This is a genomic window from Bifidobacterium sp. LH_558, assembly GCF_056356295.1.
Genome location: NZ_JBKETZ010000003.1, coordinates 317,091 through 332,555 on the forward strand (window position 1 = coordinate 317,091; position 15,465 = coordinate 332,555).

The 15,465-nt window shown below is 62.5% G+C and carries 9 protein-coding genes; 2 read left to right on the forward strand and 7 right to left on the reverse strand.

Annotated features, from left to right (window positions below; all coding sequences use genetic code 11):
• Positions 1–21 precede the first annotated feature (21 nt).
• From AC1AV0_RS06205 to AC1AV0_RS06220, 4 genes are all read right to left on the reverse strand, one after another.
• Positions 22–5,085 (reverse strand): Lhr family ATP-dependent helicase, encoded by a 5,064-nt coding sequence (locus AC1AV0_RS06205; RefSeq protein ID WP_476572166.1) that lies wholly within the window; start codon positions 5,083–5,085, stop codon positions 22–24.
• A gap of 239 nt (positions 5,086–5,324) precedes the next feature.
• Positions 5,325–6,515 carry an MFS transporter gene (locus AC1AV0_RS06210; protein ID WP_476572168.1) on the reverse strand — a complete coding sequence of 397 codons (1,191 nt, stop codon included), beginning with the start codon at positions 6,513–6,515 and terminating at the stop codon, positions 5,325–5,327.
• Positions 6,516–6,767: 252 nt separating this feature from the next.
• On the reverse strand, positions 6,768–6,980 hold the full coding sequence (locus AC1AV0_RS06215) for a helix-turn-helix domain-containing protein (RefSeq protein WP_476572170.1): 213 nt from the start codon (positions 6,978–6,980) through the stop codon (positions 6,768–6,770).
• Entirely contained in the window at positions 6,981–7,559 is a 579-nt protein-coding gene (locus tag AC1AV0_RS06220) for a DUF2975 domain-containing protein (protein ID WP_476572172.1), read from the reverse strand.
• Positions 7,560–7,754: 195 nt separating this feature from the next.
• On the opposite strand from AC1AV0_RS06220, the gene AC1AV0_RS06225 reads away from it, so the two are divergent.
• A complete protein-coding gene (locus AC1AV0_RS06225; RefSeq protein ID WP_476572174.1) occupies positions 7,755–9,188 on the forward strand; it encodes a DUF4153 domain-containing protein in 1,434 nt (477 codons plus the stop codon).
• A 208-nt stretch (positions 9,189–9,396) separates the two neighbouring features.
• Here AC1AV0_RS06225 and AC1AV0_RS06230 read toward each other — a convergent pair whose 3' ends face one another.
• The 3 genes from AC1AV0_RS06230 to AC1AV0_RS06240 all read right to left on the reverse strand — a co-directional run bounded on the left by AC1AV0_RS06230 (position 9,397) and on the right by AC1AV0_RS06240 (position 14,119).
• On the reverse strand, positions 9,397–11,628 hold the full coding sequence (locus AC1AV0_RS06230) for a DNA gyrase/topoisomerase IV subunit B (RefSeq protein WP_476572176.1): 2,232 nt from the start codon (positions 11,626–11,628) through the stop codon (positions 9,397–9,399).
• A 212-nt stretch (positions 11,629–11,840) separates the two neighbouring features.
• A complete protein-coding gene (locus tag AC1AV0_RS06235) occupies positions 11,841–13,262 on the reverse strand; it encodes an RNA polymerase sigma factor (RefSeq protein ID WP_476572178.1) in 1,422 nt (473 codons plus the stop codon).
• Positions 13,263–13,441: 179 nt separating this feature from the next.
• The gene (locus AC1AV0_RS06240) at positions 13,442–14,119 is read right to left on the reverse strand and encodes a DUF4192 domain-containing protein (RefSeq protein WP_476572180.1); all 678 of its coding nucleotides are present in this window, start codon (positions 14,117–14,119) and stop codon (positions 13,442–13,444) included.
• Positions 14,120–14,327: 208 nt separating this feature from the next.
• Between AC1AV0_RS06240 and AC1AV0_RS06245 the strand changes: the two genes are divergently transcribed.
• Positions 14,328–15,416 carry a polyprenyl synthetase family protein gene (locus AC1AV0_RS06245; RefSeq protein WP_476572182.1) on the forward strand — a complete coding sequence of 363 codons (1,089 nt, stop codon included), beginning with the start codon at positions 14,328–14,330 and terminating at the stop codon, positions 15,414–15,416.
• Positions 15,417–15,465: the final 49 nt, after the last annotated feature.

Below are 15,465 nucleotides of genomic sequence, written 5' to 3' on the forward strand. Positions count from 1 at the left end.
TCAGCATTGCAGCTTGGACGTTTAGCGATATAGTTTCATGCCTTGCGGCGTGAGTGTGAATCCCACTTGACGCAGCACCCATGCATAAGGGTTGCCTCCGGTAAACGATTCGCCGTTCGCATCGGCGAATGTGATGCTGCCAATGGGAGTATCGCGCCGCAAGGCGTATACGAGTTCGCTTAAAGCACGCCGCAGCAGAGCGTCGTGTTCGCGGTTTTCACGGTTCTCGCTACTCTCGCGCTTCTCGCTACTCTCGCGGTTTTTGCTGTTTTCACGGTTCTCACGGTTCTCGCCGCATTCACGGTTCTCACCGCCCAGCCCGGCTGGTTCGTCGAATATGGTGAGGTGTTTGGATTTGACCGCGGCATAGGCGACCGGCTGCCCGGCGGCGATGACGACCACGCCACCGGCGCGACGGATCGGTTTGATCGCGCCCGCAGGCACGTCAGGCCAAGCCGCCGCAGATCCGGCGAGGTTCGCGGGGTCGAGCACGCTCAATGCCACCGCCGATTCGACGTGGCCTTCCGACGCCTGGCGCAGCACGTCGACCACCTCTTTGGATGCGAATTGGGCCGCGCCGAATCCTTTGACGAACATGCCACGCACCAGCGTGCCGTGCTCCTCCATGCGCCTCAACACCGGGTACAGCGCGGAGAATCCTCCCGGCAGATTCTCCTTGTCCGCAAGCGGCTGCGCGACCACCCCGTAGCGGTCCAGCAGAGCTTCGACGCGCGCGATCGCCACCTGTTCCGGGCTTGCGGCCTGCCGTCCGTCACCCACTGCCATCCACAGGCCCGACATGGCGGATGATACGGCCGCAGACACACGGACATGCCTGCGCGCGGCCCGCGATGGAGCCCGCACCGTACGCATACCGGAGTCCAACGCCCTCACCGGCGCGAATGAGCTGTTGGTCACCCTTCCCTGCCATACCAGCGACCAGAGCGCCTCTTCGAATTGACTGCTCGACCATGCTTTGTCGACGATCTCACCGGTGTCGGGGTCCACTTCGGGCGCTATCTCCTCCCATCGCCTGCGCGACAGATCCGCCAGCTGGTCGGCCCGGTACGCGCCCGACGACGACAGCACATCGGCGATCGCGTCGGGCAGGATTCCCACGCCCGCGGCCTCGCGCCGCTGACCACGGGTGGATTGTTCAGGAAACACCGCGTCGGCAGGATGGAACGACACCAATCCAGGCTCTTTGGAACGCCCCTTGGGTTTGGCACCGGATTGCGCCCCGACCCAGATCACACCACCGGAGGTGATGAGCTCGTCAAGCAATGCGGGCTGATAGTCACGCACGCGGGCCGGAAACACGCTGCGTTCCCATACGGATGCCGGCAGCGCGACGCCTTCCAGCTGTTCGATGACGCGCATCAATCCATCGACGCCCTCGTATCGTTCGCCGCCAACAGGACCGATGCCCTGCCGGTCGAGCAGGAAGGTTTGGAACGCCGCCGGATCCACCGGTGTGATGGCGGCGCGCGCCTTCTTGAGCGAACGCGAACGGATCCGCCGGAACACATCCCTGTGCAGCCATTGGTCAGGTTGCGATTCCGCGGCATGTGGTTCCGTTACAGACGGTTCCACGGCACGCGGTTCCGTGGCATGTGACTCCAAGCCATCCGCTCCCCTTGCATCCGTGTGGGCATTCCCCGGCTTCCCTGACTTCCCCGGCATGGATTGGGCCGTGAAGCGGCCGTGCAGCAGTTCGCCGCGCATGGTGAGCTCGTCGAGCGTGCGGACGACGGTTGAGGCGTCCAAATCCAGCTCGCGTATCACCTGGTCGGCGGTGAAGGGGCCGTGGATTTTGGCGAAGCGTGCGATGCGGCCGGTTACATCGGAGGCTTCGAGGTCGTTCCAGAACGTGCGTGCGGCGAGTTCCGCTTCGACCTCAGCGATGACCTGCCCGTCGAGCACGCTGGTCATATCGGCGCTTCCCAGCAACCGTTCCAGCACCTCGGGGTCGATCGACAACAGTTGGGCGCTGCGTTCGGCCTGCGGCACGTCATACTGGTACATCACCTGACCGACGTAGCCGAACAGCAGGTTTTCCGCGAACGGCGAGGGGCGCTGCGTTTCCACTTCCCCCAGCGCAATGGTTCCGGCGTTGAGCGAGACCATGAGCTCGCGTAGGGCGGCCATATCGTAAACGTCCTGCAGGCATTCGCGCGCGGTTTCCAACAGCAGTGGGAAGTTGCGTCGGGTGCGCGCGGCGTTGAGCAGTTGCGCGGCCCGCAAACGTTGCTGCCACAACGGCACGCGCTTGCCGGGATCGGTGCGCGGCAGGAACAACGAACGCGCCGCGCATTCGCGGAACCGGGCTGCGAATAGCACCGACTCCCCGACCTGTGTTTCCACGTCGCGCGTCAGTTCGTCCGCGTCGAACAGGAACAGGCTGCGCAGCCATGAGGGCGACAGTCTGTCTGATGATTGCCGGCCCTGGCTGGCATACGGGGTGTCGACGGCTGCGGCATCCGCAGACGCCTCGTCGCGCGACTGGGAGTCCCCGACCGCCACGCCATCCGGCAATCGGATGATGATGCCGTCGTCCGCGGCGTAGGTCTGGCCGTCGAATCCGTAACGCTGTTTGATGCGGTGGCTCACGGCCATGGCCCAAGGCTCGTGGATGCGCCGCCCGTACGGCGAATGGAGGACGACCTGCCATCCGCCTTCCTCGCTTGGGCATCGTTCGATGATGAGATGGCGGTCGTTGGGCACCACGCCGGTGCAGGCCCGCTGTTCGGCGAGCAGCGTGGCGAGATTGTCGATGGAGTTGCGGTCGAGACCGTCGGCGATAAGGCGTTGTTCGGTGGATTCGGCGAATCGCGGGGAGGGATCCTTCGACTCCGCTTCGCTCCGCTCAGGATGACGGAGAAAAGTAACGTCCTGTTCGGGATGACGAGAGAAGGTTGCATCTTGTTCGGGAGGACCGGAGAAGGTTGCATCGCGGTCGGGAAACCCAAGGATGAGGGCGGCGCTGGTTTCGCGCAGGAAACGGCCTTTGGTGCGTCCGAAGGCAGCGTCGCGTCCGTTGCCATCACCATGCCAGAACGGCAGTCTCGCGGTGCGTCCGGGCGCGGGCAGCACCGTCACACGGTCTCGGGTGATCTCCTGAATCTGCCATGTGGAGGTGCCGAGGGTGATGACGTCGCCGACACGCGATTCATAGACCATCTCCTCATCGAGTTCTCCCACACGGCGCGGCCCTTTGCCCGCGTCAGCCTCGGGCAGCACTACGGTGTACAGTCCCCGGTCGGGAATCGTGCCGCCTGAGGTGACGGCCAATCGTTGCGCTCCGGGGCGGGCGGCGATCAGACCGGAATCCTCGTTGAACATCAGCGGCGGACGGAACGCGGAGAAGTCCTCGCTGTTGTAGGCGCCGGTCATCATACCCATCACCGAGTCGAAGACGCTGCGTTCGAGACCGGCGAAGGGTGCGGCACGCCGGACGACCTCGAACCAACGATCGGCGTCGAGGTCGTCCATCGACGCGGCGGCGACCGTCTGCTGGGCGAGGATGTCGAGCGGATTGCGGGGCACGTGGATCGGTTCGATATCGCCGGCCCGCATGGCTTCGACGCTGGCGGCCGAACCGATGATCTGCTCGCGGGTCAACGGGTAGAACAGGGCGTGCGAGACGCCGCCCACGCGATGGTCGGCGCGGCCGACGCGTTGCAGTCCACTGGAAACGCTTAACGGCGGCGCAATCTGAATGACCAAATCGACCGACCCCATATCGATACCGAGTTCCAGACTGCTGGTCGCCACCACGCAACGCAACCTGCCGCTTTTGAGGTCGTCCTCGATGCGCTTGCGACGGTCTTTGGATACGGATCCATGGTGCGCCATAGCGATGGTGTCGGCGTGGAGGTCGTTGAGGCGGGCGGTGAGTTTTTCGGCCAGTCCTCGGGAGTTCACGAACACCAGCGTGGTTTTGTGCGCGAGGATTTCCTCGAGCACGCTGCGTTCGACGACAGGCCATATCGAGCCGGCTTGGTCACCCGATGGCGAGCCCATGCCGCCCATGCCGTCGCCCGCCGCGCCGACGATGGCCTGATAGCCGATGCCGTCGCCGTCCGCTTTGGCCAATCCTTTGCGTTTGGCCAAGCGTCGCATGGCCGGGGTGACTCCCGAAATCGCGGGTTCGCCGGTAGGACGCGCGTCGACGCCGCCGGCTCGGTGCTTCACATTCGCCGATTGCAGGTCGCGCATATCGGAAAGAGGCTCGACGATCCTTAAATCCATATCAGGCGCGCTTCCGGGGTTGACGATTCCCACCGGCTGCGAGCCCGCAAGAAACCGTGCCACTTCTTCGGGCGGTTTCACCGTGGCGGACAGGCCGATGCGCTGCACGCGCCGAGGCATACGTGCATTCGATACGTCGTCTTGATTGTTCCGTTCCGATTCCGTGTCATGGTCGTGTTGATGCCGGCTCACCAACTCGTCCAACCGTTCGAGGCTGAGTGCCAGATGCGCGCCGCGTTTGGTGCCCGCCACGGCGTGCACCTCGTCCACAATCACCGTGTCGACCGTCGCCAGCACGTCGCATGCCTTCGACGTGAGCATTAGATACAGCGATTCGGGTGTGGTGACGAGGATGTCCGGCGGATGCGTGGCGATATGCCGCCGTTCGGCCGGCGTGGTGTCACCGCTGCGCATGGCCACGGTAACCGCGGGTGCGTCAAGCCCCATCGCTTCGCATTCTGCAGCGATACCGTCAAGCGGACGCATGAGGTTTTTGGCCACATCCGCCGCCAAGGCCTTCAACGGCGAGATATACAGCACGGTGACGCCACGGACCGTCTTGCGCCTGCCGTGAGCCTTCCGAACATGTAAGGAGTCAGCGTCTCCTTGCCTACCATGGGCAGGTGACTCGTCCGCTGCGCGAGACATCAGCCGATCGATGGATGAGAGGAACGCGGCCAAGGTCTTGCCTGATCCGGTGGGCGCGATCACCAAGGTATCGCGTCCGGATCGAATCGCAGGCCACGCCTGCCGCTGCGCCTCGGTGGGCTCGCCGAACGCATGAGTGAACCATGCCCGGGTGGGCTTGGCGAACACATCCATGCAATCGTACATATGTTCGATTGTAGAGCGTGCCCGTCACCTTGGCGAGCGCCTGCGCGTCGGCCTCCGAACGGGTCATCCATCAGGCACGACGGCACCAAAACGACAACCCGGCGCGGCACCGGCGCATCAGCCACACTCGCAACCTACGTCATCGACCATAGCCATCCCCCTTCCGAGACTAGACGCATCAGCCCCACCCCATGGGGCCCGCGCACCATCCCGGTCGAGAGGCACATACAGGCGCGAAACTAGCCGCGCAGCTTGCGCAGACGCTCGTGCATCACAACCATCAGCACGAGAATCACAAGCATATACAGCGGATACAGGGCGATGGACACATACTGCGCGACCAGACCGAACAGCGGCGGTGCAGCGAGCGAGCCAACATAGGCGCTGGCCATCTGCACGCCAACGATGGCCTGCGACTTGTCCGCGCCGAAATACGTGGGCGTGGAGTGGATGACACACGGATAAATCGGAGCGCAACCAAGACCGACCGTCACCAAGCCTGCGACCACGCCGATATAGTTGGGCAGGGGCAGCACCATCAGCACGATGCCGAGAACCACCGTGGCCTGGCCGATACGGATCATCGACGGGTCGGAGAACCGCATGGTCATGAATCCGCTCAGCGCGCGGCCGACGGTGATGCCAACATAGAACAGGCTGGCCCAGCTGGCTGCCGTGGTCTTGTCAATGCCGACATGCATCACCATATAGCTGCTGGCCCACAGTCCGGCCGTGGTTTCGACCGCGCAGTAGCAGAAAAACATGATCATGATTTCTTTGGCACCACGGATGGCGAGCACTTCCCTCAGGCCCAAAGGCTTCGCCGCGGCCGGTTCGAGCGACGCCTCGGTGGTATCGTTCTCATCGGCGGCGGATTCCGCGCCGCGCGTTTTCCACAACGGCAGGCTGAATATCAGAATCGCCGTGAGCACCACCTGCAGGATGGAGATGTAGCGATATCCCCACGGCCAGCCTTGGCCGTTGAGCAGCGCGAAACTCATAAAGTACGGGCCAACCGAGGCGCCGAGGCCCCACATGCAGTGCAGCCAGCTCATATGACGGCTGCTGTAGTGGACGGCGACGTAGTTGTTCAACGCCGCGTCGACGCCGCCCGCACCAAGGCCGTACGGGATGGCGATAAGCAACAGCACCCAATAGTTCGGCGCGACGGAGAAGCCGAACAGCGCGGCCGCGGTCATGCCGACCGAAACCGCGGTGACTTTTCCCGTGCCGAATTTGAGCGTCATGCGGTCGCTCATCAATGCGGAGAAGATGGTGCCGGCGGAGATGATCATCGAGATGCCGCCCTGCCATGAGACGGCCACGCCGAGATCCTGGTGCATGGTGGGCCAGGCCGCACCCAGCAATGAGTCCGGCAGTCCCAGACTGATGAACGCCACGTAGATTACCGCCAACAACAGGTTGACCACAATACGCCCTCGCTTCCGCACATATAACGACTTCACGGATGATAACGATGTCATTCAACCATGTTTCATACCGCGACATGCAAGATACACGGAAAAATCACTACGAATGTCAGCGCGCACCGGCCTCTTCTCGAAGTACGCCACAGTCTGGCGCGAAGCGGACGTCGACCTTACGTCGGAACATCCCGGGGTCGTACCCCACACGGATTTGAACCGGGCGTCGAAGGCATCGGAGACAGCGCGACCGCCCGGCTACTCCTCACCCTCCGTCCATTCGAGGATATCGCCGGGCTGGCAGTCCAGAACGTCGCAGATCTGGTCGAGGGTGGAGAAACGGATCGCCTTGGCGCGTCCGTTTTTCAGCACCGACACATTCACCGGCGTGATGCCGATGCGTTCGGCCAATTCGTTCACGCTCATCTTGCGTTTGGCGAGCATCACATCAAGGTTCACACGAATCGTCATTCAGATCACCGCCGCAAGCTCGTCGCGCTGGGAGATCGCCTGTGCGAGCAGCGAGCGCATAACCAGCATCAGCATGATGAAGGCGACGATCAGCAACAGCGCCACAACCAACGCCAGCGAAAGCGCCGGCATACCCGTCGCCGCTGGCACGAACGCGCTTTGGGCCGCATCCCAGATCAGGGGCGGTTCCAGCACCGTGGACAGCAACAGCACGACGAACACCAGCACGCCCTCCGCGCCGGCACATCCGATGATGAGATTGACGGGCCGCATCGCCTTGCCTGAAAACACGTCACGCCGACGCACCATCGTCAGCAGTCGCCACAAGCCGACCAACGCGACCTCGAAACACGCCACGGCAAGAATCCCCAACACGACATAAAGCCAGCGCATCGGCGCGGTTTCAGGGTATGCGGCGACCACTTCACCAGACAACGGCACGATGACGCACTGTGCCGTAAGACACAGCAGCTCGAACAGCACGACCAGGCCTTTCAGCACGGCGATGGCGACGGGATGCCGCTCATCTCGCGCGCCTCCCGACACCTCTCCTCCACTCAATCGATGGATCCGCTCCATATCACGCTCCCTTTCCTGCCGCCTCTGAGATTCTCAAGAGGCATTCTGATACCGCACGACACGGCACCATAACCGATTTTCGATAATAACCTATCGAAAATCGATATGCAACTTCCGTGAAGAAATGATATTCGATGTCTATCTATCGTTTTTCGATAGCTTACGATGGCGGCAACCGAACGAAGGAGGGACAGCATGTCAGACAACCATCCGCACGACGCGAGCCAACCGCAACCGACAACTACTCCGGTCCCGCAAGCAGACCAGCCGAAGGCATCCTCCGCAACACCCCATACGATTGCGGCGGAATCAAGGGAGGAAACCGCCCTCTCAATACCGCTCAAACGACGGTACGCCTTGCTGGCGGCGGCTCTTGCCATTCCGCTGCTGTTCGATCGGCTGCTCGCCAGCGGCGGAATCAGCGACGAAACCACGCTTTTTCAGTTATGGGGATGCTGGTGCGCGCTCATCGCACTGATAGGCACGGCGTTGTTCGCCGCACGCGCACGTCGCACGGTCTTGTGGTGGATCACCGGCGTCGCAATCCTCGCCATAAGCGTCTGGCTGATGACAGCCACCACGCAAACCGTCGCATTCCACATTCCACCGGCGAATCTCTCATATGCGACCACAACCGCCCTGGTCATGCTGCCCGCAGCATTGATGGCTTTTCTGCAACTCTCATCGGGAAAATTCAACACCCATCGCCCATCGGAACTTATCGTCGACTGGCTGCGCGGATGGACGCTCTCATGGTTCACGCATTGGCCGATACTGGCCCGCACATGTTCGGATGCGACCGCCCTCGTCACCGGCGCGAAAGACCCAACCAGTAGAACGTCGCTACGGCGATTCTGGGGGCGTATCGGAATGGCACTGCTGATCTGCGTGCCCATTCTGGTCATGGTCGTGCCACTGTTGATGGAGGCGGACGAAGTGTTCTCCTATACGCTCAACCATATGGTGTCGAATATCGACCTGAGCGACTTGACCATGCACGTCATGGTGATACTGGCTCCGGCACCGTTCCTGTTCTCGCTTCTCGCCAGCGTGGACACCCGCGACCATGAACCCACGCTGCCCAGTCTTGAAAAGGCGCGTCGCAGCCGCCCGTTCGACCCATTGATCAGCGGCGTCGTGCTCGGTGTCGTACTGGCGTTCTATCTGCTGTTCTGCGCCATACAGTTCACGTTCCTGTTCGTGGGGCATGGTCTGCCGGATGGTTACACCTATGCCGAATATGCGCGCACGGGATTCTTCCAGCTCATATTCGTCGCCTCGGCCAACCTCATCGGATTCGGCTTTATTCTTACCTACGCGCCACGACGCATACCACTGCTTGTCATGCAGATCGGCCTTATCGCAGCCACCGGCGTGATGCTCGTATCCGCGGCCATGCGACTCGCCTTGTATATCCAGACCTATGGTCTGACTTGGCTGCGGTACCTGTCGATGACGTTCATCGTGGTGTTGGCCATCATGCTGGTGTTGGCTCTGATACGACTGTTCGTCGAACGTTTGCCGCTGATCACCATCGGATTCGTGCTGGTGCTGGCATGGTGGCTGATTATCGGCTTTGCCAATCCGGACAACGTCATCGACGCATGGAATATCAGCTTCACACTATAAACGTCGATATGGCGGCGCACACTTCGCCATCCTGTGGAGATGATTCGACTTCGTTGCACTCCGCTCAGCATGACGAATAACCATTATCAACGTCATCCTGAGCGAAGCGTAGCGGAGCCGAAGGATCTCACAACCTCCATGCCATTGCACGGACTGCGGGATCCTTCGACTCCGGCCTACGGCCTGCGCTCAGGATGACGGAAAACCATCAAGTATCGATTTTGGAACGGTCGAAGTCGTCGGCGTTGTCGACGATGAACTGCTTGCGCGGCGGCACATCGTCGCCCATAAGCAGGTCGAATACGGCCGAGGCGTTGGCGGCGTCCTCCATGCGGATGCGGCGCAGCATGCGCGTGCGCGGATCCATGGTGGTGTCGGCCAGCTGGTCGGCATCCATCTCGCCCAGACCCTTGTACCGCTGGATGTCGTCGTTGTAGCCGATATGCTTGGCGTCAAGCTCCGCGAGTTTGACGGCCAGCTCGTCGTCGGAATACGTGTAGATGTATTCGCCCTTGCGCGAGCCGGTCAGCGCGATGCGGTGCAGCGGCGGCACGGCGGCGTACACGTAGCCGTGTTCGATCAGCGGCCGCATATAGCGGTAGAACAGGGTGAGCAGCAGGATGCGGATATGCGCACCGTCCACGTCGGCATCGGTCATCATGATGACCTTGTGGTAGCGCGACTGCGTGATGTCGAAGCTCTGGCCGGAACCTGCGCCCACCACCTGGATGATGGCCGCGCATTCCTTGTTGCCGAGCATCTGCGTGATCGAGGCCTTCTGCACGTTGAGGATCTTGCCTCGAATCGGCAGCAGCGCCTGGAAGCCGGCGTTGCGCGCGGCCTTGGCGGTGCCGAGTGCGGAATCGCCCTCCACGATGAACAGTTCGGCCACATCGTCGTTGCCCGGCTGGCAGTCGGAGAGCTTGGCCGGCATGGACGCGGATTCGAGCGCGTTCTTACGACGCGTGACCTCCTTGGCCTTGCGTGACTGGATGCGCGCGTGCATCTCGCCGACGATCTTCTCCAGCACGCGGCCCGACTGGTCCTTGAACCCGCGCTTGGAACCGGTGATCATCTCACCGAACTGCTTGTCGGTCAAGCGGGTGACGATCGGCTTGACCTGCGCGGTGCCGAGCACGTCCTTGGTCTGGCCTTGGAACTGCGGTTCGGCCACACGGACGGTGACCACGGCCACCAGACCGGCCTGGATGTCGTCGCGCTCCACCTTCATGGCGGAGTCCTTGAGGTTCACCTTGAGCTTGCGTGCGTTGTCTTCGACGGTTTTGCGGATCTGCTTGGTGATCGCGTTCATGAAGCCGTCGACGTGCATGCCGCCGCCGGGGGTCTCCACGATGTTCACGAAGCTCATGATTGTGGTGTCGTAGCCGTTAACCCAACGCAGGGCGATGTCGACGCCGCAGGTGCGCTCGATCTCCTCGGCGTGCAGTTCGCCGCCCGCGCCCACGGCCTGGGTCTCCTCCTTATAGGTGCCCTCGCCTTGGATGCGCCAGATGTCGGAGATGGCCTCGCCTTTGGAGAGGAAGTCGACGAAGTCCTTGACGCCACCGGTGTGGAGGAACTCCACGACGCGCTCGTGGGCGGGCTGCTTGCCGAAAGCACCGTCGACGACGGTGGGGGTTGCGGAGGCTTCGCTCTCAATGACGGAAGGAGATTCCTCGACTTCGCTCGGAATGACAGACGATTCTTTCGGAATGACAGAAGAAGCTTCGGGGATGTTTTCGTCGATGACGGTGATTTTCAGTCCGGGCACGAGGAAGCTGGTCTGGCGCACGCGGTCGACCAGTTGCTCATAGGAGAATTCCGCCGTCTTGTTGAAGATCTCCGGGTCATACCAGTAGCGGATGCGCGTGCCCGTGGTTTTGGGCGGCACTTTGCCGATGACCTCAAGCTCGGTGGGCTTGTTCTTGCGGGTGCGCTTGAACGGAGAGTCAGGCGAGGGATGAGCCGGATCGGCGTCCGTGTACACGCCCGGATGGCCCTGATGGAACGACATGTGGTGGGTTTTGCCGTCGCGGTCCACCTCGACCTCAAGTCGGGAGCTCAAAGCGTTGACCACCGACGAGCCCACGCCGTGCAGACCGCCGACCGCGTTGTACGACGAGTTGCCGAACTTCGCGCCCGCATGCAGTTTGGTAAGCACGACCTCCACGCCGGACAAGCCGGTTTTCGGCTCCTTGTCGACGGGGATGCCACGGCCGTTGTCGGCCACCTCCACAGAACCGTCCGTATGCAGGGTCACGACGATGTTGGTGCAGAATCCGGCCAGCGCCTCATCCACGGAGTTGTCGATGATCTCCCACAGGCAGTGCATAAGACCCTGCGAGTCAGTGGTGCCGATGTACATGCCGGGACGCTTGCGCACCGCGTCCAGTCCTTCGAGGACGGACAGGTCTTTGGCGCCGTATTCTTCAGTTGCCATAACTCTCTATCTTGTGGGGACTATACGAGATATCTCGCCTGCGGACATGGTGGGACCGGGCGGGTGGTGGCCGTCCTTGTTATATGGATTGCTCCGCTGGAGGCACGTTGGGTTATAAGGATGGCTCCGCCGGGGTGAAAGCCCACTGGGCTTTCACCTTTTCCGGCTCGCGTGAAAGCCGCTTATGTTTTCCGAACGGAAAACGGCGGCTTTCATTGGTCAAGGAAGTCACGGAGGGTCTGCGAACGGGAGGGGTGACGCAGCTTCGACATGGTCTTCGATTCGATCTGGCGGATGCGTTCGCGGGTCACGCCGTACACGCGGCCGATGTCGTCGAGCGTCTTGGGCTGGCCGTCCTCAAGGCCGTAACGCATCTTGATCACGCCCGCCTCGCGGGGAGACAGCGTCTCGAGAACCTGCTTGAACTGCTCCTGCAGCAGCGAGAACGCGACCGCGTCGGACGGGGCGATGGCGTCGGTGTCCTCGATCAGATCACCGAACTCGGAATCGCCGTCCTCACCCAGCGGAGTGTGCAGCGAAATCGGCTCGCGGCCATACTTCTGCACTTCCTGCACCTTCTCGACGGGCATGTCGAGCTCGCGCGCCAGCTCGTCGGGCGTGGGTTCGCGGCCGAGATCCTGCAGCATCTGGCGCTGCACACGGCTGAGTTTGTTGATCACTTCGACCATGTGCACAGGCACGCGGATGGTGCGCGCCTGGTCGGCCATGGCGCGGGTGATGGCCTGGCGGATCCACCACGTGGCGTAGGTGGAGAACTTGAAGCCCTTCTTCCAGTCGAACTTCTCGACGGCGCGGATCAAGCCGAGGTTGCCTTCCTGAATGAGGTCGAGGAAGAGCATGCCGCGGCCGGTGTAGCGCTTGGCCAGCGACACCACCAGACGCAGGTTGGCCTCCAGCAGATGGTCCTTGGCCTTCTTGCCGTCGGAGGCGGCCCACTTGAGCTCACGCTTGCGCTTGAACTCCATGGTGTCGCCTTCGGTGTCGAGCAGATGCTGCGCGTACAGGCCAGCTTCGATGCGTTCGGACAGGTCGACCTCCTGCTCGGCGTTCAACAGGCTCACGCGGCCGATCTGCTTGAGGTAGTCCTTGACGGGGTCGGCGGTGGCGCCGGCGGCGATCACGCGACGCTTCGGATTGCCTGCGCGGACGGGAGGCTCCTCGTCATCGTCCGCATCGGACAGCACGAACGCGCCCTTCTCCTTCGGACGTTCGGGAACTTTGGCTTTCTCGGCCTCGTCCTCATCGTCCGGCACATCCTCGTCGAGATCGTCGGCGTCCAGATCGTCATCCACCTCGACGTCATCATCGGCGGCGACATCGAGATCCTCGGCGTCCAGATCCTCCACGTCCAAATCGACGTCGTCCACCTGGTCGGCGTCCAGATCGTCGACGTCGTCGAGCTGATCGGCGTCGTCGATCACTTCGGCGTTGTCGTCCGCGGATTTCTTGGCGGCGGTTTTGGCCGTGGTCTTCTTCGCACCAGCGGCTTTCTTGGCTCCGGCGGTCTTTTTAGCGGCGGAGGTCTTGCGCCCGGCCGGCTTCTTGGCGGCGGAGGTCATCTCCTCATCCGCATCAGCCGTGTTCTTGGTTGCCGTCGTTTCCTTCGTGGCCAAAACTTTCCTCCTGCGTGTTCCTGCCATCGGCACATACCATAAAGGCGCACTTCTGGCAAGGGCAAATCGTCAACTATGTGAGTTAACCACCCCGCAAGGACGATTATTCCCACCGCGAGCAATTCCCTTCGTGTCCGCCGCCGCCCTCACGCGCACGGCGGCGGACGCGACCCCACAAATCAGCGGGCGCACCAGGCCGGTGTGATGCCTCGGTTGATCGCCGAGAAGACGATCGCCGCCAGCGAACAATCCTCGTCGACGGCCAGGCAGTGCATCGCGAACAGGATGGCATGCTCGTCTCCCATCCACCACAATGCGTAGGCGACCATCGCCAACGGCTGCACGGAGAGTTCGGGCGGAACCGAGCAGGCGATGTCGAGCAGCATGATCACGCCCGTCTGGCAACGTTCCATATCAGGAGCGAGCCCCTCATCCTCGAACGCGGCGGACAGCAGTTCGCACATGCGCCGCTTCGAGCGCCCTAAGTGGGGTCGGGCTGCGAACTCCATAAGCTGCGCTTTGGGACAGGATTCCTCATCGGTGATCAGCGAGAGGATCAGCGCGTCGCGGATCGACAACGTCTCGCATGTGCCCACGGCGATCGCGGCCATATCGTCGACGCTTAATTCGGCCACGCCGTCATCGAGGTTGGCGAGCCAATCGTCCAAAGGGCCGTCCAACCATGCCGTCGTCGCTTTGCGGTGGCCGTCTCTGCGGCGTTGGGCGCGAAACAGCCGCGTCATCTCCTCAAGCACATCCTCGTCGATGGGATCGCTCCGGTGTTCGGCATCCTCGCGGATGCGTGCGCGGAAACGTGTGTCGTTCACCCGTACGTTGGTGGCTGTGGCGTTCATCATGTCCTCCTTGACATCGTTATGCAATGGTGCGGCAAATCGGGAGTCCTCGGTCGATCCGCGACTCATGTCTCCACCATGGGCGAGCGCGCGTATGCCGCGCAAGCCGGAACGGGTGATGTGGAACCAGCCTCGCGAAAGCGGCTTCGATGTGCATAACTTCCCCACGCGTCCACAACATTCGACATGGCCTGTCGATAAGTTAGAAGGCATGAGCCTTACCGAAACGGACCGTATGAGCATTGAGCCCCGCATCGCCGAACTGGTGCGCGAGCGCGCCGGCCTCCCCTCCCCTTGCGGCGAAGACGACGCGTTGGCGGCGGATTGCGCGCGGGTGATGGATGAGGTGGTCGCCCAGGCCGTGTCCTCCAGCGAGGGCGGCAAACGTCTGCGCGCGCTGCTGACGCTCGCCGCCTTCGACGCGCTGGACGGGGACGCTCGACTGCGTGACGCCATGGTCGATCTGGCGTGCGGCATCGAAGTCTTCCAGACCGCCGCGCTGGTGCATGACGACATCATCGACGATTCCGATCTGCGCCGCGGCAAGCCGTCCGCGCACCGCGCGCTCGAACAGGCGGTGGGCAGCCGCAGCATCGGCAATGGGCTGGGACTGATGCTGGGCGACATTCTCGCCACGGCAAGCGTGGATATCGTGCATCAGGCCGTACGCGACCTGCCTTCCGGCGGCGATCTGGTCGCCGCGTTCCTCGACATGCACCGCGAGGTGGAGATCGGACAGGTGTTGGATCTGGCCGTGGAGACCTCACCGCTGGACGATCCGGAGGGACTCTCCCAAGCCTCGCTGAACGTGTTCCGTTGGAAAACCGCCAGCTACACCACCATCGCGCCGTTGCGTTTCGCCATGCTCGCCGTCGGTATGCCGGCCGATCAGGCGCGCGGGCATGCAATGGCGATTGGGCTGCCGCTTGGTCTGGCCTTCCAGCTTGCGGACGATCTGCTCGACGTCATCGGTGCCAGCGCCGCCACCGGCAAGCCCGTCGGAGGCGATATCCGCGAAGGCAAGCGCACGGTGCTGCTGGCGGACGCGTTGGCCGCGGCGAGCGACGCGCAACGCGACGAGCTGCTCGCCATCTTCACCCGTACCCAGCGCGATCAGGCGCAGGTGGACCGCGTCATCGCCCTGTTCGACGAAACCGGAGCGATCGAACGTTCCCGCGAGCGCATCGCCACGCTGTGGAGCCAGTCGCGTCAGGCCATCGCCCGGCTTGGACTGCGTGATGAGGCGGCGGACCGGCTGCTTGCCGCATGCCGTGATTTCATCCCAGAATCGTTACGATGAACACCTTCGCGACGCACTGACGCCATGTACACTTAAGTAAGCGTGACGG